This window comes from Hymenobacter pini (assembly GCF_020421205.1).
Lineage (GTDB): Bacteria > Bacteroidota > Bacteroidia > Cytophagales > Hymenobacteraceae > Hymenobacter > Hymenobacter pini.
The window spans coordinates 28821-54931 of record NZ_JAIZZH010000003.1 but is presented as its reverse complement, the minus strand read 5'-3'; the positions used below and the strand labels follow the sequence as shown (position 1 = coordinate 54931).

Here is a 26111-nt window from a genome sequence, read left to right as displayed (position 1 = left end):
GTAGATGAGCGAATGAGTGAAGTAATCGAGCTAAGTAGCGAAAGGTGAAAAGTCACTCATTCACTCACTTACTCATTTACATCACTGTACGCGGGTCGTCGTCGATTTGTAGTTCGCGGGCTTTGCGGGCGTTTTGGTCGCGGCGGCGCAGGCGCTTGCGCGAAAACAGCTCCCGGAAGGTATCAAACTGCTCGGTGTGCAGCAACGACACCCCGGCCCGGGCCTGGTTGACGCCCTGGGTGAAGCTGGTCAGGTCGCGGGGCGTGGTTTCGTAGCGCAGCTTCGCCCGGAACTTGCCGTCGGGGCGCAGGTAGTATTCCAGACTTAAATCCCCGATAAAGGAGGTTTGCGAGGAGGCAATAGGCGCGGTGCCGCCCACATTGGCCGTGGTGTTACTGCTGATGCTGCCCTCGCGCGTGATGCGCAGGCGGCCGTTCAGGAACGCGTAGCTCAAACGCAGCTGCAGGGCCTGCAAATCTTCAGCGGTCAGCCCGTTCAGGTTGAAGCTGATTTCCAGGTTGGGGTCAATCTGGGAAGTAAGCAGGCCTAACTGGGTAGAAATAATCTGCCCCAGAGAGTTGCCAATGGCGTTGTTTTCACCCTGCAGGCGCGTAACGGCCAGGGAGCCGATGGGCGTGAGCTGCCGGAATACAATCAGGCTAAATACCTGCCGGTTCAATTCCTGGTCGTCGTTGCGGATGGCGGAGAAGAAGGGGGCCAAATCACCTTCCAGCGACGACGGAATGTCGTTGAACTCCAGGTTCAGCTTGATAATGGGCTGCAGCAGCGGCCCCGTAAGGTTCATCACGGCCGTTACGGGCACCACGGCGGCACTGCCGTTGCCGGTGTTGCTGGTGTTGTAGATAATAGGGGCCAGGCTGGTGCGCTGGGTGTAGGTAGCCGTTACGTTCATTTCGCCGGCCAGCGGGTCGCCGTTCCAACTGATGGTGCCGCCTGGCCGCACCACGAACTCCTTATTCACCAGCCCCTGCAAGGTGAAGTTGTAGGCCCCGCGCACAATTTCCACCTGCCCGTACATGTTGAAGTCACCGCGGGTGTCGATGTTCAGGCGCAGCTGCCCGGTGGCTGTACCCCGAATAATGTCGCCGGTGCTTTCATCCAGCAGCAGCTCCACGTAGGCATCGGGCGTAATATCTAGGTTCATATTCAGCCGGATGCCCGATAAATCGGTAGTGCCAGCTACTTCTACCGGGGCCGTGCGGGCCGTGTCGGGCAGGTTGCGGTTCACGAAGCGGATGTAGTTGGCCTGCTCGGCCTTGGCCGCATTATCGAACGGCAACGACACCCGCGTGCCGGCTTCCGAGCGGGCCGTTACGTTGATGAACAGATTGTCAGCGGGGCCACGCACCACGGCCGTGCCGGTAGCGTAGGCCTGCCCGAAGTACAGCTCGTTGTCTTTGCGGGTGGTGTTGAGTACCTGTAGCTTCCGGAAGGAGGCGTTGAGGTCCAGCCGCATGTTCTGGAAGCCCTGCTCGTAGATGTTGCCGTTTACCACCCCGGTGTTGCCCTGCGGGTCGCGCACGGTAATGTTCTGCAGCGCAATCCGGTCTTCCAGAAACCGGATTCGGTCGGAGAAGGTGTAAGTAGTGCCCAGGTATAGGAACGTGAGCTGCCCGCCCGTTACGTCGATGTTACCGGTGAGTCGGGGGGCGTTAAAGGGCCCGTTCAGGCGCAGAGTGCCCACGCCCGTGCCCTGCAGGTCGCGGAACAGCGTGTTCAGGAACGGCTCGGCCAGCTTGATGGGGGCATTATCGAGTACGCCGGTGAGGTTCAGCTGCTGGTTTTCGTCGCCGGGGGCAATGTAGCCGGTTACGGTTAGCACCTGCTGCTGGTCCCGGGCCACGTCGAGGTTCACAGCTAGTTGTTTCAGGGCATTATTCCAGTCGCCGCGGCCCTGCACGTCGCCAATCAGCACGTTGTCCATCTGCAACGAATCCACCTTGAGCGTAGAGTTAATCACCAGCGGGCCGTACACCCCGCTGATGGTGCCCAGCGCATTTACGCGGCCGGCAAATTTCTGCCCGCCCGTAAGGCCATTCAGGGTGGTCAGCTCAAAGTCCTTCACTGTGAGGGCCAGGGGCTTGTTGGGGTTCTGCGACAAAAAGCCCTGGGCGCTGATGCTCTGTCGGCCGTTGCTGAGCGTCACGTTCTGGAAGTCAAACTCCCGGCCCCCACCCGAAATCACCAGGGAGTTATCCGGGGCAATGGTCCACTCCTTGCCCAGCACATTCACGCCCGACTGCCGGAAGGTAATCTTCACCGCATCATCCAGGAACGCCAAGGCCCCGTTGATCTGAGCCCGGTTAGTGGTACCCGTCTGAGCCAGGGAGGTAGAGAAGTTGATGCGCTCCTGGTCCCACACGCCTTCCACGTAAAACTTCTCGGTAGCGCCCAGTCCCGGCACCCGCTGCCGCTCCGAGGTCACGCTGGCCTGAGCCAGCACTTCGGGCTGGTATGGTAGTTTGGAAGTGGTCAGGTCGAACTCGTTGTTGTGCAGCTGCAGGCTGTCGTAGCGGAAATCGGCCACGCGCCCGCCCAGCTGGAAAATGGAGGTCTGCCCGTTGCGGAACGACCCCTCAATCCGCGTGGAGTCGGAAATGCTGAGCTGGGGCATGAACAGACGTAGGACCGGGTTAGGGCGCTTAAGGTACAGGTCGAGGCCAATCTGGTAGTCGGGGAGGGGGCGCTGGCGCTTGCGGCGGTAATAGGCAGCAATGGCCGCGTCGTTGCTGGCGAAGTTAAGACGGTATTCCTCCACCAGCGTGGTCACGTCGCGGATAACGGTGGTGGGCGTGAAGTTGCCGGCCAGGGCCAGGTTAAGCACCTCCGAGCGCACCGTGAGGCGGCGCTGGCCCCCGCCGTACTGGCTCACCACGTCCAGCGTATCGATGGGCACGGTACGGCCGGCGTAGCTGAGGCGGGAGTTGCGCAGGCGCACGTAGCCCAGCAGCTCGTCCAGCTTCAGCCCTTTGAATTTTACGTCGGCGGTGGTGGCTACCACCACGCTCTGGCGGGTCAGGCCCAGGGCGCGCAAATCGGCGCGGCGCACGCGGGCCCGCAGGTCGAAAGCCTGGCGCTGCTTGTTCAGGTCCACGCTACCATCAGCATCGAACTGTAGGCTGGGGTCGTTGGCGGCCAGTTTACCCGTGAATGACTCGCGGCTGAACTGCCCGTTGGTGGTGATGTTGCGGTACCGGTAGCCGTTGAGCCAGATGCTTTGCACGGTGGCGTTGGCCGTGAGGCGGGCCGAGCGCAAATCGAAGCCCACGCCGGCCACCTTGCCGTTCAGGGTCACGTCGCGCACGGTGCTTTCGTCGCCCAGCAATTTGCCCAGCTGGAAACCGGTGGTGCGTACGGTGCCCTCGTAGCTGCTGCGGCTGGGGTCGTCCTTGAATTTCAGGTTTACGTCGCTCACCACCGAGCCCAGCGCCGTTTGAAATGAGCCGTTGGCCACAAAGTCGTTGTAGAAGCCCAGGAATTGGCCTTTCAGCTTTACCGTGCCCAGGCGCTGCACGTAGGGCCAGCCCGAAGCCGGAATATACTTGCGAATGTCGCGCCCATCCACCACCGAGGGCTGCAGGCGCATCTCCACGAAGCTTTCCTTCAGGTTGGGCAAACCCTCCACATTGATGTCGCCCCGCACCCGGGTATTGCGGCCGTAGGTGATGTCGAGGTTTTTGGTGGTGAAGTTGCGCACGTAGCCCTTCGCTTGTCCCGAAATCAGCACAGTTTCCTTCAGCTCGCGCATGAAGGGTTGGGGCGCAAACTTGGCAATATCGTCGGAGTACACCCGGCTGGGCCGGAGCCGGGCAATGACTTTCACCGAGTCGTTGAAGTCGGTGAAGTTCAGGAAGTGGTCGTACTCGAAGCGCACGTAGTTGCTGAGCTGGCTGTTCTGCACGCGCAGCATCAGCTTGTCAAACTCCCAGAACTTGCCCGCGTAGGTCATATTCGAGGTCAGCTCGCGCAGGCGGGTGCCCGAGGGCTGGTCCACGGTGCGCAGGCCCGTAATGTTGGCATGGATGGTGTCGCCCTTAAACCACAGCTGATCGGCATCGGCATAGATGCTGTCCAGGTACATGTGGGCGTAATCCATAGTGCGGCCGTACTCCGGAATGCGCGGCACATTCTGGCGCTCCAGCACAAACCGACCGTTACGCAGCCCCAGGGCCTCAATCTTGAAATCGAAGGGCTTGCTGACTTTGGTCGTGTCAGAAGGCCCCAGCAGCCGCTTTACGGAGCTGATGAACTGGTCAAGCGTAGTGGAGTCGGGCTGGTCTTTGTATGTAACCAGGTTGAAGCGGGGCTCCTCCAGCGTGAGCTTGCCCACGTGCAGGTGGCTGGGGTCGAACACCGAAAACAGCCGGATATCCGCATCGGCCCGCCCGATGTTGAAGAGCTCCTGCCCGCGCTTATCCAGCACCCGCACGCCTTCCAGCACCACCCGCGAGAAGGGGCGGATATCCACTCGCCCCACTATCACCTGCTGGCCTAGCTTGTTGGTGAGGATGCGGGCGGCGCGTTGGGCCACGTCAGTTTGCACGCTCGGAATCCGCAGGGCCACCAGCGCCCCCACCACGGCCAGCACTACCACCAGCAGCAGGGCAAGCAATACCTTCAGGATGACGGACAGAAACCGGGGCACGGGAGAGGAGTAAGTCGGGGCAACAACAAAGATAGGTAGTTGACCCCGACCGTTGCCTGGGAAAACTGCCCGCGCCAAGAAACGGACAGGCTGCGGCCAAGGTTAAGCTCAAAACGCCCGTGCGCGGCATTCTGGTGTTTAGCCCCGACCTTTGCCGGGAAACAGCCAGGAACTGGCAGTGAGAAATTCGCGAAGAATATTTTCCCATTTACGGGTTCTACTGCAAATTCCTGGCCCCTGCTTCTAGCCCTTAGATATAAAGACATGCACCCCGTTATTCTCGCCATCGAATCTTCCTGCGACGATACCTCGGCCGCCGTACTGGTGGGCGGGGAAATCCGCTCCAATGTAGTGGCCACCCAGCAAGTGCACGAGCAGTACGGTGGCGTGGTGCCCGAGCTGGCTTCGCGCGCCCACCAGCAGCACCTGATTCCGGTGGTGGAGGCGGCCCTGCAGAAAGCCGGCGTCAGCAAAGCTAATCTGGATGCTATAGCCTTCACCCAGGGCCCCGGCCTGCTGGGCTCGTTGCTGGTGGGCGGCATGTTTGCCAAAACGCTGGCCTTGGCCTTGGGCAAGCCGCTTATTGCCGTCAACCACATGCGGGCCCACATTCTGGCGCACTTCATTGAGGAGCCCCGGCCGCAGTTCCCGTTTCTGTGCCTGACCGTGAGCGGCGGCCACACCCAGCTGGTGGTGGTGCGCAGCGCTATGGACATGGAAATCATCGGGCAGACAACTGACGATGCGGCTGGCGAGGCCTTCGACAAAACCGGCAAGCTGCTGGGCTTGCCGTACCCGGCCGGCCCCCACCTCGATAAGCTGGCCCGCCAAGGCAACCCCACCCGTTTTCCGCTGCCGGTGGGTACCATGCCCGGCTACGACTTCTCGTTTAGCGGGCTGAAAACGGCCGTGCTCTATTTCCTGAAGAAAGAAACGGTCCAAAATCCCAACTTTATCGAGGAAAATCTGGCCGATTTGTGCGCCAGCATCCAGCATACCATCATCCAGACGCTGCTGCGCCAGCTGCGCCGCGCCGCCCACGACCTGGGGCTAACTCAAGTGGCGCTGGCCGGTGGGGTGGCCGCTAACAGTGGCCTGCGCCAGGCCCTGCAGGACGAAGCTGAATCCCAGGGCTGGCAGGTGTTTATTCCGGCCTTCCAGTTCTGCACCGATAATGCCGGCATGGTGGCCATGACGGCCCACTTCCAGTACCAGGCCGGCGATTTTGCCGACCAGCTCGTCAGCTCCGACCCGCGCCTCAAGCTAAGTTAGGCCGCCGGAATCCGTTATTTTCGGCCCGGAAGCAGCCCCGCCGCCGTCGGCTGCGTACATCAATCCACTGCGAACCACTGCGCCACCCACCGCGCACCACTGCGAGCATCAACACCGTGAGTAAGAAAGACGATAAACCTAAAAACATCAACATCCAGAACCGCCGGGCCCGCCACGAGTACGCGTTTCTGGTGCAGTACAATGCCGGCCTGATGCTACAGGGCACCGAAATCAAGAGCATCCGGGAAGGCAGCGTGCAGTTGCAGGATGGCTTCTGCTCGTTCCACCAGGATGGCAGCCTGTGGGCCCACAACATCACCATTGCCCAGTACACCGAGGGTACTTACAACAACCACGAACCCACCCGCGCCCGCAAGCTGCTACTCAATAAGAAGGAGCTGAAACAGCTGGCTGGCAAAGCTCAGGAGCAGGGCCTCACCATCATTCCGCTGCGCATGTTTGTGAACGACCGGGGTTTTGCCAAGCTGGAAATAGCTCTGGCCAAAGGCAAAAAGCTCTATGACAAGCGCGACGACCTGAAAGCTAAAGACCAGAAACGCGAAATGGACCGCGCCCGGGACTATTAGATGAAATAGAGAGGTGGTGAAATGGTGAGTTTTTACGTTGGTTTTTGGTGAGTTACATTTTAAGCGGGAGCTTCGCATAAATATTAAGTGGTGTGCTTGAATAAGCTACGCCTACTTACGCAAGGTGAACGTCAGACTCACCATTTCACCATTTCACCATTTCACCGTCTTGGAATACGGAATATGCGCCCTGAGTGCCGTGCCGGTGCGGGCCGAGGCCTCTGATAAGGCCGAAATTGTCACGCAACTCGTCTTTGGGGAATGCTATTCCGTGCTGCGGGCCCAGAACCAGTGGCGGCAGATCCGGCTGGCGGCTGATGGCTACGAGGGTTGGTTTGATGTGAAGCAGCATTTGCCCGTGTCGGCTGCGTACTTCCAGCAGTGGCAACAGCAGGATCATCCCCGCACCCTTGATGTGGTACAGATAGTAAGCGACGAAACCACGCGCATTCCCGTGACGCTGGGTACGCGCCTGCCGTTTTTTGATGGCATGACGCTGCGGGTGGGGGAGCGGCAGCTATTCTACAACGGGGCAGCCACCAACCCACTCAACGGCCACGGCCCCCACGGCCCCGCCGACGTGCGCCTGCGCCTGCTCCAGAAAATGGGCCAATCGTTTCTGAAAGCACCTTACCTGTGGGGCGGCAAAACCCTGTTCGGCATCGACTGCTCAGGGCTGATGCAACAGCTCTATGGCCTGATTGGGGTGCAACTCCCCCGCGATGCGCACCAGCAGATTCACTTAGGCCAGCCAGTGCACTTTGTAGCCCAAACCCGCCCCGGCGACCTGGCTTTCTTCGACAACGCCGAGGGGCGCATCATTCACGTGGGCCTACTGCTGGAAGATCAGCAAATTCTGCACGCCAGCGGGGAAGTGCGCATCGACCCTCTGGACCATAACGGCATTTTCCGCCGCGACTGGCAGAAGTATTCCCACAAGCTCCGCCTTATCAAGCGCATTCTGCTGGAGGATTGAGTTACGTGTTGCCAGTTGCCAGATTCCAGTCGCCAAATACGAACCATCAACTGACAACTAGCAACTGGCAACAGGCAACTCAGTGCCCGCCGAACTAAACCCTTTGGCTATTGTTAATACGCTAAGAATCATCTAGCTTTCTGGCAGAGCAGATTCATTTTTCTTAGCGTTATATGGACCAAAAAGTTCTTGTATTGAACGGTGACTACACGGCCATTACGCTGTGTAGTGTACAGAAAGCCTTCGTGCTTCTGTTTCTGGAAAAGGCCGAGTTGATTGCCAAATCGGAGAACGGCGTGCTACGCACGGTGAGCAAGGCGTTTCCCAAGCCCAGCATCATCCGGCTGCAGCGCTACGTGCGGGTGCCCTACAAAGGCATTGCCCTGAGCCGGCACAACATTATGAAGCGGGACCATTTCGAGTGCCAGTACTGCGGCTCCACGAAAAACCTCACGCTCGACCACGTACTGCCCCGAAGTAGGGGTGGCGACTCCAGTTGGGCCAATCTGCTTACGGCCTGCGCCCGGTGCAATCATGCCAAAGGGCACCGCACCCCCCAGGAAGCCGGCCTCACTATTCGGCAGCAGCCTAAAAAACCAACCCTCACCGGTTTCCTCAAACTCAGCGCCGGCACCCTCGACCAAAACTGGCATCCTTATCTGCACTAAAACCGGCAGCCCGCGTGGCTGACCGGTTTTTTTATTGGGCGCCATTATGTTTCGGCGATAAGATGCTAGGGGTAGGGTGCAACCTTCGGTTGGGGATAGTACTCCTACCTGTATACTTGGTCTCATCCTTTTGCCCCCATTATCCAATGAAACAAGTTTACGCCCTTATTCTGCTGTGCATTTTTGCCTTGGTGGCTAGCTCCTGTAAAAAAGAGGACAACGCCGGAGAAGTGCAGATTCGAGTAAAGAATGCCAGCAGCCACCGGTTTGAAAGCGTGTATGTGAATACCTCCGGTGGCGAAGAGGATTATGGTAGCCTAAGCGCCGGTAAAAATTCAGACTACGCGCGGTTCACAACGGCCTACCGTTATGCCTATATCAAAGTGAGAGTAAAAGGGCAGGAACTGGTCTTACATCCCATAGATTATGTAGGTGAAGTGCCCTTAGCCCCGGGTAAGTACACCTACGTGGTTGAAGTAGCTGACTTGGCAGCCGGCCGACTCAACGTTACATTGGAGTAGTAGGCGCTACCCGCCACGTACACAAATGCCCCACCCAAGCCTTTGCCTGAGTGGGGCGTTTGTGTGCTTTAAGTAGTAGGGACTAATACCGGTCGGCGGTACCTTCCACGGTACTGCCGCCCACAAAGGCCAACAGGTCTCGGTTCAGTCGGTCTTTTTCGGTGATGAACAGGCCGTGGGGGGCGCCGCTGTATTCCACATACTGGGCGTGGGGGACAAACTGCGTCATCCGCTCGCCGCTCACCTTAGCGGGTACCGTGGCGTCGTCGCCACCGTGGATAACCAGCGTGGGTACTTTGATGGCGGCCAAGTCCTGACGGAAGTCGGTGGCGGCAAAGGCGTATACGCACTGCTCCGTGGCGCGGGGCGAAGCCAGTTGGCACAGGCTCTGCATCCAATCCAGCGTGGGCTGACTAACTGGGTGGCTCACCATACCTACGCCGAAGAACTGCTTGCCGAAAGTGGTCAGGAAGTCAAACCGGTCTTTGTTGATGCCTTCCACCATTTTGTCGAAGTTCTCTTTCGGGGCACCGTCGGGGTTGTCATCGGTTTGCAGCAGGAAGGGCGTCACGGCCGATACAAACGCCACTTTGCTTACGCGGGCGCCGTTGTATTTGCTCATGTAGCGGGCTACCTCGCCGCCACCCATCGAAAAGCCCACCAGCGTCACGTTCTGCAGGTCCAACTCCGTCAGCACAGCGTTCAGGTCGTCGGCAAAGGTGTCGTAGTCGTTGCCGTCCCAGGTTTTGCTGGAGTTGCCGAAGCCGCGGCGGGTGTAGGCTACCACGCGGTTGCCGTGCTTGGGCAGCTCGGCCAGTTGGTACTCCCACATTTCATAAGTGGCGGGCCACCCGTGAATCAGTACGATGGTGTTATTGCCGCTGCCTTGGTCGATATAGTGCAGTTTTACGTCGGCACCGTTGGTATCCTGGCCGGCTTTGATGTAGCTCATAGTTGGAATGCTTGAAGTGGAGAAGAAGGGAAATCTATGTGGCTACATACGCCCGGCTACCGTTGAGGATAGAGGAATGCCAATATGTTGCACACGTTTGAACGCCTAATCAGATTCTGCGTTCTTTGGGGCAATGAGCTTCCTTTTCCAAACCCCTGTACGCCGGCTGCTGTACGCGCTGCCGGCTCCGTTAGCCGCCGGTTTGCTGCTGGCCGCCTGTACCTCCAACTCCGATAAATCAGCCGCCCAAACGGAGGCTGCCTCGGAAACTACCACCACTAGCCCGACAGCAACTGCCAACACCCCCACCGACACGCCGCCCTGGTACCGGCAATACCGCACACTGTTGCCCGGCACCTCCGACAGCGTAACAGTACACCTGCAGAACCTGGGCGATGCCCCCGGCGAAACCACCATGGGCCGGTTAGTAGGTTTTTATGCGGCCGCTGATGGCCATCCGTACGAGCTGGCCGGCGACCAGCCCACTGGTACCGACAGCCTGAACCTGCGTGACATCAGCCGGGAGCAAGCCACTGGCAGCTCGGAGGGTACTGAGTGGCGGCTCAAGAAGGATGGGGCGGCCTACGCGGGCACGCTTAATGGGCAGCCGGTGCGGTTGCGGTGGCTGCGTACGCCCACTGGCGTTGAGTTTACGGCCAAAAGCTTTTCCGAAAACGTGCTGCCCCGCCCCGAGCACCCCGAGGACAGCGTAGCCGCGCATTTTTCCATGTTTGCGCTGGTGCCCGCATCGGGCCCCGCCAAAGACAAGCTGGCCGCCAGCATTGTGCGGGGCCTGCGCGGCGACACGGTAGAAACCAAGGCGGCTCCTTCGCTGGAAACGCTCTGGAAAGATCAACTGGCCTACTTCACCAAAGAATACCGCAAGGAAGTAGCCCCGCTAATGGCCGACATGGCCAAGGATACCTCCGACTACCGCCCCCGCGCTTCCCTGGCCTACGAGCAGGAAGCCAACAGCTACATACTCTGGAACGAGGGTAGCCTGCTCAGTATCGGCTATTTCGGGTATGATTACTCCGGTGGGGCCCACGGCATGTACGGTACCTACGTGCGCAGCTACGATACCCGTACCGGCCGCGCCCTCCGCTATGAGGATATCTTCCGGCCCGGTACCAAGCCGCAGCTGGAAGGGATTTTGGGCCGGTACGCCCGCCCGGCTTTGGGCCTGAAAGATGCCGAGCCACTCAAGAACGCCCTGTTCCAGAATTCCCTGCCCGCTACTCGCAACGTGTACCTCACGGGCGGCGGTGCGGTGTTTGTGTACCTGCCCTACGAGGTAGCCTCCTATGCCCAAGGCGAAATCAGCGTGTTTGTGCCGTATTCGGCGCTGCAGCCGGTACTGAAGCCCGGTTTGCCAATTGGTGGCGGCACCGTAGCTAGTCGCTAGGCCAGCACTCATTTCCAGTAAAGCCCCCTTTCCGTGAACTAGTCGGCGGAAAGGGGGCTTTACTATGCAGAGTCGGCGGCTGGTACAAAATCCGGCCATTTCGGTTACGTTGCCCGGCTTGCCGTTGGGAAACGGTATCTTTCAGCAGTTTTTCCAAGCACCACCCCGCATGCACGCACCCAAATTCGCGGCTTCGCGCTCCTTTCACCAGGAGCTGAAGCGCCGCACCAACGCCTATTTTCAAGAAGCCGGCAAATCTACCACCGGCGGCAAAACCCTGTTTTTTAAAGCTGTACTGCTCACCGGGGCTTTTGTGGCCGTGTACCTGCACCTCGTGTTCTGGACGCCCGGCGTGTGGGTGGGTATTGCCGAATGCGCATTGCTGGGCCTGATCGGGGCCGCCATCGGCTTCAACGTGATGCACGACGGCGCCCACGGCTCCTTCAGCAAGAAGAAGTGGATGAACCAGTTTGCGGCCTTCACCCTCAACGTGATGGGCGGCAACTCCTTCATGTGGAACATGAAGCACAATCTCATCCACCACATGTACACCAACGTGGAAGGCGTGGACGACGACCTTGACGCCCAGCCCTGGCTGCGCCTGAGCCCCGAGCAGCCCCGCCGCAGGCTCCACCGCTTCCAGCACCTGTACTTCTGGTTTTTCTACGCCCTGCTGTTCATCGCCTGGATTTTCTTCATGGATTACCAGAAGTATTTCAAAGGCAAAATCGGGGAGATGCCCATCAAGAAGATGACCGCATCCGACCAAGGCGTGTTCTGGGGCTTCAAGGCCTTGCACCTGGGTCTGTTTGTGGCCCTGCCCATCTACACGGTGGGCTTCCTGGGCTGGCTGGTGGGTTTCCTCGCATTTATGGCCGTGGCTGGCTTCACCCTGAGCATCGTGTTCCAGCTGGCGCATACCGTAGAGCACACCAGCTTCGTGGTGCCCCACGAAACCACCCGCAAGATTGAGGACGAGTGGGCCATTCACCAGATCAAAACCACCGCCAACTTCGCCACCGATAACAAAGTCATCAGCTGGCTGGTGGGCGGCCTCAACTTCCAAGTGGAGCACCATCTGTTTCCCAACATCTCCCACGTCCACTACCCGGCCCTGAACAAAATCATCCGCCAGATGTGCGAAGAGTTCAACATCGAATACAACGAGTATCCCAAGATGCGCTACGCCGTAGCCTCCCACGTCGCGCACCTGCGTGAGTTGGGCCGGGCTTAACAGGGCTGTTCAGTAAACGAAAGGGCTGCACGATATCGTGCAGCCCTTTTTTTATGTAGTTGAAAGCGGTTCTGCGTTATTGCACTCTGCTTTCTGAATTCTAAAGGGTCAACTAAATTACATGTATCGTTTCCTCATTATAGCAGTGCTGTTGATAGGATTACGTCCACTAGACGGTCATGGTCAGGCCAGCCGAGGGCAGATGAAAAGCGGGAAACCGGTAGGAGTGTGGGAATATTACGATGGAAAGGAGCTAGGTCTAAAATTCGACTATGATTCAAGTCGGATCCTGTACATCCGACCTGATACTGCTCAGTACCAAGTATTGGTAGATACAACTTGGCAAATACATCGGCTTGATAGAGCACCCCGGCTGCTTGGCGGCCGTGAAGAGCTATTAACTGCTATGATTAAAAAGTTGCGGTACCCTACTATCAACGATATCCGCAATAGAGTGACAGGTACAGTTGTGCTCACATATATAGTTGACCAGAATGGGGAGAGAACTACACCAGTTGCTACTACCACACCTACTGTAACCTTGGCTGAAGAAGTGTACCGAGTAGCTGAGTCGGTACCCGTCAAATATTTGCCTGCTATTTACCAGGGTAAGCCAATACCAGTCAAAATAGCTTTTGTAGTACGCTTTATCTCCTACAGAACACAAGATGAATGCCAAGACATCGGCAAAGCACTAGCTCTAGCCATTCCTATGCCGTTAGGTAGTGTGGGAGAGTTGATAGTAACAGTAAGGGCGAACTAGCATTACTGGATAGAGTACAGACAGGAAGATAACTGACACTACATCAACTAGCAAAACTGTTGTATAACCTGTATCTTTGCGGCCCCGCCAGGGTGGCGAGGCCGGCGCAACTGTGCTGTGTATCAAACAAAAACGCGTTCCGGAAGCGGGCCCTGCGCCGGACGTGTACACCAGGGCCATTGCTAATATCATGGCAGAACTAGTTGACAACTTCGACTGGGACAACGTTTCAGCTAACGCTTTCGGTGGTAACTACACCGCTGAGCAGCGTGCTGAAATGGAACAGATGTACAGCAGCACGCTGAACACCGTTCAAGAAGAAGAAGTAATTAAAGGCACCGTGGTTGGTATCACCGACCGTGACGTAATCCTGAACATCGGCTTCAAATCCGATGGTCTGGTGCCCCTCTCCGAATTCCGCGACCTGCCCGAGCTGAAAGTAGGCGACGAGGTGGAGGTATTCATCGAGGACCAGGAAGACCAGAACGGCCAGCTGATCCTGTCGCGCAAGAAGGCGAAGATCAAGCAGGCCTGGAAAGCTATTTACGACGCTCTGGAGAACGACACCGTTCTGGAGGGTGTAGTGAAGCGCCGCACCAAAGGCGGTCTGATCATGGACCTGGACGGCGTAGAAGCCTTCCTGCCCGGCTCGCAGATCGACGTGAAGCCCATCCGTGACTTCGACATCTACGTGGGTCGTCGCATGGAAGTGAAAGTGGTGAAAATCAACGCTGCTTTCGACAACGTGGTAGTTTCGCACAAAGTGCTCATCGAGAAAGACCTCGAGAAGCAGCGCGAAGCCATCCTCAACAACCTGGAGAAAGGCCAGATCCTGGAGGGCGTTATCAAGAACATGACCAACTTCGGTGTGTTCATCGACCTCGGCGGCGTAGACGGTCTGCTGCACATCACCGACATCTCGTGGGGCCGTATCGCTCACCCGAGCGAAGTGCTGCAGCTGGATCAGAAGCTGAACATCGTAGTGCTGGACTTCGACGAAGCCAAGAAGCGTATCAGCCTCGGTCTGAAGCAGCTGACTCCCCACCCATGGGATTCGCTGCCCGCCGACATGGGCGTAGGCTCGAAGGTGAAAGGCCGCATCGTGAATGTTGCCGACTACGGCGCGTTCATGGAAATCATCCCCGGCGTAGAAGGTCTGATCCACGTTTCGGAAATGTCGTGGAGCCAGCACCTGCGTAACCCGCAGGACTTCATCAAGCAGGGCGACGTGGTAGAGGCTCAGATCCTGACCCTCGACCGTGAAGACCGCAAGATGAGCCTGGGCATCAAGCAACTGACCGAGGATCCGTGGACCCGTGGTGACTTCGCTACGAAGTACGCCGTTGGTACGCAGCACAACGGTCTGGTGCGCAACCTGACCAACTTCGGCCTGTTCGTGGAGCTGGAAGAAGGTGTTGACGGCCTCGTGCACGTGTCGGACCTGTCGTGGACCAAGAAGATCAAGCATCCTTCGGAAGTTGTGAAGGTAGGTGACCGTCTGGACGTGGTAGTTCTGGAACTGGACGTTGCCAACCGTCGTCTGGCCCTGGGCCACAAGCAGCTGGAAGAAAACCCCTGGGATACGTTCCAGACGGTATTCACCCCCGGCTCGGTACACAAGGCTACCATCACGGAGAAAACCGACCGTGGTGCCGTGCTGGAGCTGCCCTACGGCATCGAAGGCTTCGCCTATCCCAAGTCGCTGCAGAAAGAAGATGGCTCGCAGGCTGAAAACGGCGAGACCCTCGACTTCCGCGTGGTGGAATTCTCGAAAGATGACCGTCGCGTAGTGCTGTCGCACTCGGCTGTGTACAACCAGCAGGCTGAAGAAGAAAGCCGCGCTTCGAAATTCGCCAAGAAGAAGCCGGCCGCTGGTGCTGCCGCTCCTGCTTCTGGCGAAGGCAAAGTGACGGACCTGAAGAAGGCTGAGAAGTCGACCCTCGGTGACTTGGACGCTCTGTCGGCTCTGCGCGACAAGATGCTGGGCAACGAGCAAGGTGCTGAGTAATCAGCAACTGGCTTAGCCAACTGAAGAAGGCCCCGGAGCAATCCGGGGCCTTTTTTATGTGGTAACGCATCAAACCGGCATGTTGAGCTGGATGGTTGCCCCGCGCCTTATACACAAGGTAGAGCGGCAACTACTATGGGTTGGTAATTTTTCCCGCACGCTCCCAGCGTCTTACCATTGTGGCTGCGCGAAAACTAATGGTCGACTTGGCAGAAGTGGGATTAAGCTGTATGTTTGCATCCTCAAAGCCCTGGTGACGTGACCGAGTGGCTAGGTAGAGGTCTGCAAAACCTCCTACAGCGGTTCGAATCCGCTCGTCACCTCTTTTACAATTCCTGTTTTCAGTGCCTAGTGCCCCGGTTGATTAGCCCCGACCGGGGTTTTTTGCGTTTAAGGCGTTTTGCATAAAAAATGTGTGGGGGCTTGGGAGTTGAGAATGACGGTTATAACGCGAAAAGTAGGCTGGACCGTTAATAAAAGGTTTCTTGCGGCCTAATCCCTACATTTCAATTCCGCGTAGAAGCGCGCACGCAAGAATACTTTCCCACTCCCTATATGAAAATACTTGACCTTCGCACGATGCGCGGCCCCAGCTACTGGTCCGTGAAACATTACAAACTGATTGTAATGAAAGTGGACATGCAGGATTTGGCTGATCTGTGGTCGAACAATGCACCCGCGCTGGCCGAGCAACTCCCCAACCTGCTGCCGGAGCTGCTGGAACCCCAGCCCCACCAGGAATCAGGTAAGCACGGTCCCAAGCACCCACCCCTGACGGAAGAACAGTTGCAGGACGGTGAACCCCTGGGCCACGTAATTCAGCAGGTAGCTCTGGCCTTGCAGCGCACCGCAGGTATGCCCGTGTACTGGGGCAAGTCGTACCCGGCCCACCAAGAGGGCGTAGAGTTTGTGGTATTTGCCTACCAGGAGGAGCGGGCCGGGCGCATGGCCGCCGAAGCTGCCGTGCAAATCGTGGACGACCTGTGCCACGGCCGCCCGGTAACGGTGAAGCCTATTGTGGATGAGCTGCACGAAATCCGGGAAGAGGAATTCTTCGGGCCCAGCACCTACAGCATTGTGGCGGAGGCGGCCTCGCGCAACATTCCCTACATCCAGCTCAAGAACAGCAGCATCATCCAGCTGGGCTACGGCGTCAACCAGAAGCGCATTTGGGCCACTACCACCAGTTATACCTCACACGCCGGGGTAGAGGTAGCTGGTAATAAAAATCGCACGAAGGCCATGCTGAAGGACGCCGGCGTACCCGTGCCGCACGGTACCACGGTGTACTCGGAGGACGGCCTGCGCGATGCGGTAGAGGAACTGGGTTTTCCCATCGTAACCAAGCCCCTGGATGGCAACCACGGCAAGGGGGCCACTATCTGCATCAAGAATTGGGAAGATGCGGTGGAAGGTCTGAAGGCTGCCCAGAAATATTCCCGAGCCGTCATTGTAGAGCAATTTATTGAAGGCGACGACTACCGCCTGCTGGTAGTAAACGGCAAACTCATTGCCGCCGCTAGGCGCACCCCGGCCGCCGTAACCGGCGACGGGCAGCGGACCATTCAGGAGCTGATTGCGGAAGTCAACAAAGACCCGCGCCGGGGGGTGGGGCACGAGAAGGTGCTGACCAGCATCAAGGCCGACCAGCATACGCTGGACATTCTCACCAAGCAGGACCTGACGCTGGAATCGGTGCTACCGGCCGGCAAGACGTTGTACCTGAAAAGCACGGCCAACATCAGCACGGGCGGTACCGCCACCGACGTAACCGACCTCGTGCACCCCTACAACCTGCTGCTGGCAGAGCGGGTGGCGGGTATTGTGGGCTTGGACATCTGCGGCATCGACCTGCTAACGTCTGACATTGCCATTCCGCTCAACGAAACGCGGGGCGCCGTGATTGAAGTGAATGCCGCACCCGGTTTCCGCATGCATATTTCACCTACCGATGGCCTGCCCCGCAACGTGGCCGAGCCAGTAGTAGATATGCTGTTCCCGCGGGGCAGCACCGCCCGGATTCCCATCTTCGCGGTGACGGGTACTAACGGCAAAACCACCACTACCCAGCTGATGGCCCATATTGTGGCCTCCAAGGGCTACAAAGTAGGCCACACCACTACCAATGGTATTTATATTCAGGGCGTGCAGCTGCAGAGTGGGGACTGCACCGGCGGTCAGAGCGCCGAGTTTGTGTTGAAAGACCCCACGGTGAACTTTGCCGTGCTGGAAACGGCCCGGGGCGGTATGCTCCGCTCGGGCCTGGGCTTCCACACCTGCGACGTAGCCGTGGTAACCAACGTAGCCGCCGACCACCTAGGCCTGCGCGACATTTATACGGTGGAGGAAATGGCGGCCGTAAAGGGCGTACTGCCCCGCACGGTGCGCAAAAATGGCTGGGCCGTGCTCAACGCCGACGACGACCTAGTGTACGCCATGCGCGAGAAGCTGGAGTGCAACGTGGCCTTGTTCAGCATGGATGAGCATAACCCTCGCATCCGGGAGCACGCCGAGCAGGGTGGGCTGGCGGCCGTGTATGAGGAAGGCTACATTACCATCTACAAAAACAGCTACAAGCAGCGCATCGACCGGGCCGCGGAGTTCCCCATTACGCTGGGTGGGCGCGCTACCTTCAATATCGAAAACTCCCTAGCGGCGGCCCTGGCCTGCTACTGCTACGGCTTTGACCGGGACGATATCAAGCAGGCGCTGCGCACGTTTGTGCCCTCGGCAGCCAAAACGCCGGGCCGCATGAACGTCTACAAGTTCCCCACTTTCGAGGTAATTGTGGACTACGCGCACAATACCCACGGCATCGAGAAGTTTGCCAAGTTCATGGAGGCTACCCCGGCTACGCACAAAGTAGGGGTGGTATCGGGCCTGGGCGACCGGCGCGACGAGGATACGCTGGGCTTCTCCCGGGTGGCCGGCCGCATCTTCGATGAGGTGGTGCTGCGCCAGGACCGGGACCTGCGCGGTAAAACCGCCGAGCAGCTCCGTGAGATTATGGAGCAAGGTCTGCGGCTGGATAAATCCGACCTGCCCATCACCTATATTGAAAACGAGATGGACGCCATTGACCATGTACTGACCACTGCTAAGCCGGGTTCTGTGGTGGTGCTGTTCACCGAGAACATTAAAGCCACCCTGAAAAAGCTGGATGACTTTGAAGCCTCTTTGGCGCAGTAAGCTCAGTGCATACGAGGACTGTCTTATTACAACCAGCTAGAAATAAAGCAAAACAGCGTCGGCTTAATAGTCGACGCTGTTTTGCTTTATTTCTAGCTGTAGCCAAGTCCATCGGTAAAAGTCTAGAAGGCAGTAGCACGAGCCTGCCAGTCCTGCTGTATGATTTCGTAAACGAAGTTGAGCTTGGGTTTCTCCCCGTAATACATCACTTCCTGCTCCGCAACTTTCCGGGCTCCTAGGCGCTGAATGGCAATCTGGGAGCGGAGGTTTTCGGCTCCGATATGGAACCGTACTATGTCAACAAACTGAAATACGTAGTCCAGCAGCAGCTTTTTTACGGCCGGGTTAATGCCTTTGCCCCACGAGCTAGTGCCATAAAAGGTGTACCCAATCAGAATACTGTTATCCTGCGGGTCGTAGTCGTAGAGGCGGGTGCTGCCAAGCGAGGTGCCGGTAGCCTTATCTACAACTTTGAACGCGCCTTGGCTTTGCAGAGCCCCTTCGAAGAAGGTTCGAAATACCGGCTCCCGCCACCGGTCCTTGTTGGGGTGCTGCTCCCACACCTTGGGGTCGGAGGCCACGGCGTACAAGTCGTCGAAATCAGCGGGCTGCAGTGGCAGTAGCCGGATGGTATTGGTTTCCAGCGTAGGTTGGAGCGAGAAGGGCGGCATGGGCGGAAGAGTAGAAGGGGAGCCTGCGAAATACGCCTGCAGTAAGGCAATGTGCCAAGTATCAACAAACAAAAAAGCGCCGGCCCGAGGGCCAGCGCTTTTTCTGAAAGCTTACGTAGCGCCAGTAGCAGGCTATTTCAGCGTGAAGGTAGTTTTGCCAATCATCACGCCGCCTTCGTACAGTTCCACGGTGTGGAGGCCAGTTTTGTAGGGGGCACCTTTGGCGTACAGGAATTGTACGGGTTGGCGGGTGTTATCGAATACGATGTCCTGCTTGGCTGTATAGAAGGCCTCAGCGCCGTCAATCATGAACGTGCCACCGCCGGTGCTCAGGTTGTACAGCGCGGCACCATCAGGCTCAATTAGGCGCATCATGATTTGCTTGGTTTCCTTCGGCGACACATCGTTGCGGCCCAGGTTGAAGGTTACCTTGATTTTTTCCACACGCTTAGCCTTGAACTCGTTGTCGTCGTCGGCCTTTTCCTTGTCGCGGCTGTTGATAACGCCCACCCGAATGTTCTCGGCCTGCAGGCGCGAAGCCACGGCTACTTTCTCGCTCAGCTCCTGGTTGGAGCGCACCACCGTGGAAATGGTATCGGTGAGCTTGTTCTGGCGCTCTTTCAGCGTGGTAGTTTCAGTATACAGCGCCTCGTTGTCGGCTTTCAGCTGGGCAATTTCCTCATCCTTCTTACGCAGCTGCGTTTCGAAGTTGGCAGCCCGCTGCTTGAAGCGCTGCTGCTCGGCAATGCTGAAGCTGCCGGCCCGGAAAGAGCGGAGTTTCAGCAGGTCGGCGTTGATCTGGGCCAGCTTGGCTTCCAGGGAGTCGTTGGCCAGACCCATGCCCTGCACTTCCTGGCTTTGCCGCTCGTAATCGGCTTTAAGAGATTCGTACTGCTTGATTTGTTCTTCCAGCTTCGCATCCTTCGTCACCACATCAGCCTGCAGCTGCTCGTTTTGCTTGCTTTTCTGCTGGTTCATGTAGAAAAGCACGCCGTTGATGCCCAGTAGCACCAGAATCAGGGCCACAATCAGCAGGACGCGGTTGTTGTTCTTGGGCTCGGGGCTGTGGTCTTGTTCCATGGCAAGAGGGATTAAGTGAAAGCCCGGAGAGTCCGGGCGCAGGTAGTACCTTTAAGGCAAAAATAACGGAGTTCCGTACCCAGGCAAGTGCCGAAGATACAACCCTGCCGCAATTATGCCCTCGGATTCATCCCTTGACGCCGCCTACTGGCAGCAGCGCTACGTAACCGGCCAGACCAGCTGGGATGCGGGCCGGATAACGCCGCCACTGCAAGAATATTTTACGCAGCTGGGCCCGCCCGATGCCCGCCGCATTCTAATTCCAGGAGCTGGTCGGGCCTATGAGGCTGAGTACCTGCATGCTGCCGGCTGGCCCAACGTGTTTGTAGCTGATGTAGCTCCCGAGCCACTGCAGGACCTGCAGCGCCGTGTACCCGGCTTCCCAAAGGAGCATTTGCTGTTGGCCAATTTTTTTGCGCTGCAACCCACGCCACCCTTCGACCTGATAGTAGAGCAGACGTTTTTCTGTGCCCTTGATCCTGCGCTGCGCCCGACCTACGCCCGGCAGTGCGCCCACTTGTTGCGCCCCGGTGGCACCCTCATGGGCCTGCTGTTCGATACGGAGTTCAGTCAGCCGGGCCCGCCTTTCGGGGGCTCACAAGAAGAATACCGGGAGTATTTCGCACCGTATTTTGAGTTTGTGCACTTTGCTGCGGCCACTAACTCGCTGCCTCCGCGCCAAGGGCGGGAGCTGTTTATTTGTCTGAAAAAGAAATAATCAAACGCCGTGAGGAATGGGTAACTAACTGTAGCCAGCATGCCCGACGCCCCATTCCTTCATTGCCTCATTCCTTCATTACCATGCTTGAAACCCTCGCCAACGCCCTGCCGCATTTCCGCAACACCAACTCCGGCCAGTTCTTCCTGATGGCCGGGCCCTGCGTGATTGAGGGCGAAGACATGGCCCTGCGTATTGCCGAGCAGGTGCGCACCATCACCGACCGGCTTCAGATTCCTTACATCTTCAAAGGCTCCTACCGCAAGGCCAACCGCAGCCGCCTGGATTCCTACACCGGCATCGGCGACGAGAAAGCGCTGAAAATTTTGCAGAAGGTGAGCCGCGAAATTGGCGTGCCCACCGTGACGGACATTCACGAATCGGAAGAAGCGGCCATGGCCGCAGAGTACGTAGACGTGCTGCAGATTCCCGCCTTCCTGTGCCGCCAGACGGATTTGCTGATTGCCGCCGCTAAAACCGGCAAGGTGGTAAACGTGAAGAAAGGCCAGTTCCTGAGTGGGGAGTCGATGCAGTTTGCGGTGGATAAGGTCCGCCAGTCGGGAAACCCCCACGTGATTCTGACGGACCGGGGCAACTCGTTCGGCTATTCTGATTTGGTAGTGGACTACCGCAACCTGCCCATTATGCGCGAGTTTGGCGTGCCCGTGGTGATGGATGTAACCCACTCGCTGCAGCAGCCCAACCAGAGCAGCGGCGTCACCGGCGGTAAGCCCCAACTCATCGAAACCATTGCTAAAGCCGCCATTGCCGTGGGCGCCGATGGTCTGTTCATCGAAACGCACCCCACGCCCGCCACGGCCAAATCGGACGGAGCCAATATGCTGGCCTTGGATGGATTAGAAACCCTGTTGCGCAAGCTGACGCGGGTACGTGAGGCTATCCGAGAAGATGCCGCAGCCGGTATTGCGCCTATGTCGGCGTAACGTATAAGATACGTCAAAGAAAAGGCCGCTACGCAATGCATAGCGGCCTTTTTAGTTTGTTAGGAAGCCAACACTTTAGTACGCTCTAGCAACTTGTCTAGGGTATTATCAAAGCGCAAGGTGAAATGCTGCTTGGGCTGGTTGCGACGGAAAAATACGAGCCCAATATAGAACAGGTCGATAGTTAGCGTTACATCGGGATGCTGCCGGATAGCTTCCCATGCTCGCTCCATTTCCTCCGACCAGTGAATATCGTCGAGCACAAACACGCTGAATTCGGTGCGGTGCTGGTTGAGTTGCTCAAAGTAGCGCAGTGTGGGCTCGTAGCGGTGGTTCCCATCGAAGAAAGCAAAGTCAACGGGAGCAGCCATAGCCTGTAGGGTAGGGGCCAGGGTGTCATCGAGGTTGCCCTCAATAAGCTCAACGTTGCGGGCCTCTACGGCGGCAAACGTCTGGCGGGCCACGGCGGCCGTGGCTGGGCAGCCTTCAAACGTGAGCACCTGGGCCCGGGAATCGGCTAAAGCCAGGTAACTGGTGGTCAGGGCCAGCGAAGTACCCAGCTCCACCACGGTGCGGGGTTGAAAATGATTGACGAGCCGGAACAGCAGTTGCCCTAGTTTTGGGGGTTTAGCAGCGGTGCGGGCAATGTCGCGGAGCTGACGGCTGCGGCCCGCGCCAGTGCGGGAGCCGGCCCCGAAATCCTGGATTTGAATAGTGGTGGTATCGTGCAGCAACTCAGTCCGGCGGTTTTCTACAATATCATAGGCCGTAAAGTGGCCGGTATGATTCACTACATGCGCGTACAGGCCGAATACAAACGGCGAGTGAAGCCCGTGCGCGTTGCCGGAGCGCCCGAGAAAACGGAAGTAACTGAAAATCTGAAACAGCAAAACGGGCGAAAACTGAAGTGGAGCCGCCTCCCTGGTCTACACGCCAGGAAACCGGCCCGAAGATACGAGCAATACAAAAGCCGCCCCGATGGAATCGAAGCGGCTTTTATACGTAAGAATACTGAAGGACCAGGCTGGGCCTTAGCGGGGCGTTTAGTTGAGGCGGTAGGGCACCACCAGCGTAAACTCCGGAATTTCCACGGCAAACTCGCTGCCGTCCATCTGGCGCTCCATTTGGTAGGAGCCCCGCATCTTGCCTAAACCCGATTTAAGGTTGCAGCCCGATACGTACTGGTGCGATTCGCCGGGCTCCAGTACGGGTTGCTGGCCTACTACGCCTTCACCCTCTACCTCGCGCACTACGCCGTTGGCATCGTAGATATACCAATGACGGCGCAGCAGCTTTACGGTAAACTCGCTGTTGTTGCGGATATCAATTTTATAGGCGAAAACGTAATGCTCCTGACCCGGACTGGAATAGTCGGGCAGGTAGTTCGTCGTAACGCTTACGGTCACGCCTTGGGTGGTGGTCGTATTCATAACGTCTGGAGTTCCGAAAGAGAAAAATGCTAACAGCCGTTTGCGGATTTTGGTTTATCTACGCAGCCGGCGTACCCAATGGCTCACCCACCCGAAAAATAATCCTCCCCCCGTATGTCTGTAAAGATAGAAGAAAGCTGGCGCAAGGTACTAGCCGCTGAGTTTGAAAAACCGTATTTCCAGCATCTTATTGCCTTCGTGAAGGGAGAGTACGCCACCGCCACCGTGTACCCCGCTGGCCCCCAAATTTTTCACGCGTTTGATGCGTGCCCGTTTGATAAAGTGAAGGTGGTGATACTGGGCCAAGACCCTTACCACGGCAAAGGTCAGGCGCACGGTCTGAGCTTTTCAGTGGCCCCCGGCGTACGCACACCACCTTCCCTGCACAATATTTTCAAAGAGCTGCAGAGCGACCTGCCCGGCACGCCCGCCCCGCCCGACGGCAACCTGGACCGCTGGGCCCAGCAGGGCGTGCTACTGCTCAACGCCACGCTCACCGTGCGGGCCGGTGACCCAGGCAGCCACCAAAAGAAAGGCTGGGAACAATTCACGGATGCCGTCATTCAGCAGATTTCGGACCTCAAAGAACACGTGGTCTTTATTCTGTGGGGCGCCTATGCGCAGAAAAAGGGCGAAATCATTGACCAGAAGAAGCACTTGGTGCTGAAAGCTGCTCACCCTTCTCCCTACGCCGCCGACCGGGGCTTCTTCGGTTCCCGCCCCTTCAGCCAAACCAATGCCTACCTAGAGCAACACGGCGAGCAGACCATCACGTGGTGAACCGCGGATTATGCAGATTAAAGGATTTCGCAGATTTCGGTTATGAATATTATAGTCGATTGCAAACGAAAGAGCGGGCTCATTTGAGCCCGCTCTTTCGTTTGCAATCGAGCCGGAGTAAGTTCGGATACCATAGAATTCGTAGCCGGAATCCTTTAATTCGTGATTCTCAATCCACTAGGTTAAACAGGCGGTTCCAGCGAATTTTGCTCATGAAGGAGCCGTAAGGGTCAACCGACAGCCAGATGAGCACCGCTTTGCCCACAATGTGGTCCTCGGGCACGAAACCCCAGAAGCGCGAGTCCTCGGAGTTGTGGCGGTTGTCGCCCATCATGAAGTAGTAGTTCTGCTTGAAGGTATAGCTGGTAAGCGGCTTGCCATTCTGCGAGATGGTGCCGTCGGGAGCTACGGTAATGCCCTCGTTGTGCTCGTAGTACTGGATGATTTTCTGGTACGTGCGCACGTTTTTGGCGTCCAGCTGCACCGTCTGGCCTTCCTTCGGAATCTGCAGGGGGCCGTAGTTATCCTTGTTCCAGCCGGGGAAGGGCGGGTTTTCTACCACGCCTTGGGTGCGGGGCAGGTCGGGGTTGTTGGGGAATACGGGCTCCGGCTGGCCGGCGGGCGTTTTCAGGTCGATGATGCCTTTCACGTACGGCTGTTGCTTGAAGAACTCGTACGCTGCCCGCGTCATGTTCACGTTGTAGCCCGGGCCGTATTGGCTGGTTACCTGAAACGGCATGCCATCGGGAGTATCGTAGTTTACCACCCCCAACCGCTTGAAGTCTTCCGCTAGGTTTTCACCGGTTGGCACCTGCATAAAGTAGCTACTCTGCATTTCTGGGTAGTTTTTGGCGGGCTTACCGTTGATGAACACCTGCCCGTCCTTGATGCTGAGCACGTCGCCGGCCACGCCAATGCACCGTTTGATGTAGTTGGTGCGCAAGTCGGCGGGGTGCTGCTGCTCGGTAGGCACGTTGAACACCACCACGTCGTTGTTCTTCACTTCCGAAAAACCCGGCAGCCGGTAGCTAGGCAGCTGAATGAGGTCGGAGTAGCTCTTAAGGTCGGTACCCCAGATGGTTTGGTGCGTGAGTGGTACCTGCAGCGGCGTTTGGGGAGTGCGCGGGCCGTAGTGCAGCTTGCTCACAAACAAGTAGTCGCCCACCAGCAGGGAGTGTTCCATGGAGGGCGTCGGGATGGTATAGGCCTCGAAGGTGGCCCACCGGATGAGGGTGGCCGCCACCACGGCAAATAAAATAGCGTCGGCCCACTCCCGGGTTACGCTTTTGCGTTTTTTGGGCTCGGAGCCGGGCGTTACCGGAGCCGGCGAATTTTTCTCGAGGTATTTCTCCCAGGATTGTACTGCCATAGTGAGTCAGGGGCCAGAAGGTAAGGAAACCGGATGCTACCGGCCTCATTCCGGATTAACGCCGGAAGATGCGAAATAATGCTGGTTGATTGGTGATTAGGTGGTTGTTAGTTGGATGGTAGGAAATCAGAACAACCATCCGGCCACCAACCTACAGTCCTAACAAATCCTTCATCCCGAACACACCGTGGCGACCGGGCAGCCACTCGGCCGCCAGCAGCGCCCCTTGCACAAACCCGTCGCGCGTGTGGGCTTCGTGTTTCAGCTCAATGGTATCGGCCGGGGAGGAATACGTGACGATGTGAGTGCCTACCACCGCGCCTTCCCGTTCCGACAGGATAGCCAGTTCGTGGGGGGCGGTGGCTGCCTCGTTGCGCCAGCTGGTTTTGGCCGGGAAATTCCGCAGGATGCCTTCGGCGGCCGTGAGGGCGGTGCCACTGGGCTGATCCACCTTTTGGGTATGGTGAATTTCGCGGACCTGCACGTCGTAGCCCCCAAACTGGTGCATTTTGGCGGCTATGTACTCGTTGAAGTGGAAGAACAGGTTGACGCCCACGCTATAGTTGGAAGCGTAGAACAGGGGCGTGCCAGTTTGCTGACTCAGGGCCTGGGCCTCACCAAAGTGGTGCAGCCAGCCCGTGGATCCACACACTACCGGAATGCCTTGCTGCAGGCAGGCCGTCACGTTTTGGAAGGCAGCATCAGGGTGCGTAAACTCAATGGCAGCATCGGCCTCGGCGGCCGTGAAGTCGGTAATCTGGGTGCCGGGGCGGGAGGGGTCCACAATGCCGGCAATCTGGTGGCCGCGGGCAATGGCCTGGGCCTCGATGGCGCGGCCCATTTTGCCGTAGCCAATCAACAGGAGTTTCATAAGAGCG

General features: G+C 57.7%; 21 protein-coding genes and 1 tRNA gene. 14 read left to right on the top strand and 8 right to left on the bottom strand.

The window, feature by feature from the left end:
* Positions 1-76: 76 nt before the first annotated feature.
* Entirely contained in the window at positions 77-4666 is a 4590-nt protein-coding gene (locus tag LF252_RS23030) for a translocation/assembly module TamB domain-containing protein (protein WP_226269745.1), read from the bottom strand.
* Positions 4667-4930: 264 nt separating this feature from the next.
* On the opposite strand from LF252_RS23030, the gene tsaD reads away from it, so the two are divergent.
* The 5 genes from tsaD (at position 4931) to LF252_RS11505 (ending at position 8690) form a co-directional block, all read left to right on the top strand.
* Entirely contained in the window at positions 4931-5938 is a 1008-nt protein-coding gene (gene tsaD, locus LF252_RS11525) for a tRNA (adenosine(37)-N6)-threonylcarbamoyltransferase complex transferase subunit TsaD (protein ID WP_226269744.1), read from the top strand.
* A 107-nt stretch (positions 5939-6045) separates the two neighbouring features.
* Complete coding sequence (smpB, locus tag LF252_RS11520) at positions 6046-6525, top strand: SsrA-binding protein SmpB (RefSeq protein ID WP_394370407.1); 480 nt, start codon at positions 6046-6048, stop codon at positions 6523-6525.
* 169 nt (positions 6526-6694) lie between these two features.
* The gene (locus LF252_RS11515; RefSeq protein ID WP_226269742.1) at positions 6695-7501 is read left to right on the top strand and encodes a C40 family peptidase; all 807 of its coding nucleotides are present in this window, start codon (positions 6695-6697) and stop codon (positions 7499-7501) included.
* A gap of 173 nt (positions 7502-7674) precedes the next feature.
* Positions 7675-8169 (top strand): HNH endonuclease, encoded by a 495-nt coding sequence (locus LF252_RS11510; protein ID WP_125433479.1) that lies wholly within the window; start codon positions 7675-7677, stop codon positions 8167-8169.
* A gap of 146 nt (positions 8170-8315) precedes the next feature.
* Complete coding sequence (locus LF252_RS11505; protein WP_226269741.1) at positions 8316-8690, top strand: hypothetical protein; 375 nt, start codon at positions 8316-8318, stop codon at positions 8688-8690.
* Between the two features lie 82 nt (positions 8691-8772).
* Here LF252_RS11505 and LF252_RS11500 read toward each other — a convergent pair whose 3' ends face one another.
* Complete coding sequence (locus LF252_RS11500; RefSeq protein ID WP_226269740.1) at positions 8773-9642, bottom strand: alpha/beta fold hydrolase; 870 nt, start codon at positions 9640-9642, stop codon at positions 8773-8775.
* A gap of 133 nt (positions 9643-9775) precedes the next feature.
* On the opposite strand from LF252_RS11500, the gene LF252_RS11495 reads away from it, so the two are divergent.
* The 6 genes from LF252_RS11495 to cphA all read left to right on the top strand — a co-directional run bounded on the left by LF252_RS11495 (position 9776) and on the right by cphA (position 18241).
* Positions 9776-11047, top strand: a complete 1272-nt coding sequence (locus LF252_RS11495) for a DUF3298 and DUF4163 domain-containing protein (RefSeq protein WP_226269739.1) — start codon at positions 9776-9778, stop codon at positions 11045-11047.
* Positions 11048-11216: 169 nt separating this feature from the next.
* A complete protein-coding gene (locus LF252_RS11490; protein WP_226269738.1) occupies positions 11217-12281 on the top strand; it encodes a fatty acid desaturase family protein in 1065 nt (354 codons plus the stop codon).
* Positions 12282-12402: 121 nt separating this feature from the next.
* Positions 12403-13044 (top strand): energy transducer TonB, encoded by a 642-nt coding sequence (locus LF252_RS11485; protein ID WP_226269737.1) that lies wholly within the window; start codon positions 12403-12405, stop codon positions 13042-13044.
* Positions 13045-13234: 190 nt separating this feature from the next.
* Positions 13235-15052 (top strand): 30S ribosomal protein S1, encoded by a 1818-nt coding sequence (gene rpsA, locus LF252_RS11480; protein ID WP_226269736.1) that lies wholly within the window; start codon positions 13235-13237, stop codon positions 15050-15052.
* 252 nt (positions 15053-15304) lie between these two features.
* Positions 15305-15375, top strand: a tRNA-Cys gene (locus LF252_RS11475).
* A gap of 232 nt (positions 15376-15607) precedes the next feature.
* Positions 15608-18241 carry a cyanophycin synthetase gene (gene cphA, locus LF252_RS11470; RefSeq protein ID WP_226269735.1) on the top strand — a complete coding sequence of 878 codons (2634 nt, stop codon included), beginning with the start codon at positions 15608-15610 and terminating at the stop codon, positions 18239-18241.
* Positions 18242-18363: 122 nt separating this feature from the next.
* Here the strand turns inward: cphA and LF252_RS11465 are convergent, their stop codons facing one another.
* Complete coding sequence (locus LF252_RS11465) at positions 18364-18912, bottom strand: GNAT family N-acetyltransferase (RefSeq protein ID WP_226269734.1); 549 nt, start codon at positions 18910-18912, stop codon at positions 18364-18366.
* A 132-nt stretch (positions 18913-19044) separates the two neighbouring features.
* A complete protein-coding gene (locus tag LF252_RS11460; protein WP_226269733.1) occupies positions 19045-19992 on the bottom strand; it encodes a hypothetical protein in 948 nt (315 codons plus the stop codon).
* A 115-nt stretch (positions 19993-20107) separates the two neighbouring features.
* Here LF252_RS11460 and LF252_RS11455 point away from each other — a divergent pair, with 115 nt between their 5' ends.
* The gene (locus tag LF252_RS11455; RefSeq protein ID WP_226269732.1) at positions 20108-20710 is read left to right on the top strand and encodes a methyltransferase domain-containing protein; all 603 of its coding nucleotides are present in this window, start codon (positions 20108-20110) and stop codon (positions 20708-20710) included.
* An 83-nt stretch (positions 20711-20793) separates the two neighbouring features.
* Complete coding sequence (gene kdsA / locus LF252_RS11450; RefSeq protein WP_226269731.1) at positions 20794-21654, top strand: 3-deoxy-8-phosphooctulonate synthase; 861 nt, start codon at positions 20794-20796, stop codon at positions 21652-21654.
* Positions 21655-21713: 59 nt separating this feature from the next.
* Here kdsA and LF252_RS11445 read toward each other — a convergent pair whose 3' ends face one another.
* The gene (locus tag LF252_RS11445; RefSeq protein ID WP_226269730.1) at positions 21714-22544 is read right to left on the bottom strand and encodes an O-methyltransferase; all 831 of its coding nucleotides are present in this window, start codon (positions 22542-22544) and stop codon (positions 21714-21716) included.
* A gap of 153 nt (positions 22545-22697) precedes the next feature.
* On the bottom strand, positions 22698-23084 hold the full coding sequence (gene apaG / locus LF252_RS11440) for a Co2+/Mg2+ efflux protein ApaG (RefSeq protein ID WP_125433728.1): 387 nt from the start codon (positions 23082-23084) through the stop codon (positions 22698-22700).
* 114 nt (positions 23085-23198) lie between these two features.
* On the opposite strand from apaG, the gene ung reads away from it, so the two are divergent.
* Positions 23199-23864 (top strand): uracil-DNA glycosylase, encoded by a 666-nt coding sequence (gene ung / locus LF252_RS11435; RefSeq protein ID WP_226269729.1) that lies wholly within the window; start codon positions 23199-23201, stop codon positions 23862-23864.
* Positions 23865-24033: 169 nt separating this feature from the next.
* Here ung and lepB read toward each other — a convergent pair whose 3' ends face one another.
* Positions 24034-25233, bottom strand: a complete 1200-nt coding sequence (gene lepB / locus LF252_RS11430; protein WP_226269728.1) for a signal peptidase I — start codon at positions 25231-25233, stop codon at positions 24034-24036.
* Between the two features lie 151 nt (positions 25234-25384).
* On the bottom strand, positions 25385-26104 hold the full coding sequence (dapB, locus tag LF252_RS11425) for a 4-hydroxy-tetrahydrodipicolinate reductase (protein WP_226269727.1): 720 nt from the start codon (positions 26102-26104) through the stop codon (positions 25385-25387).
* Positions 26105-26111: the final 7 nt, after the last annotated feature.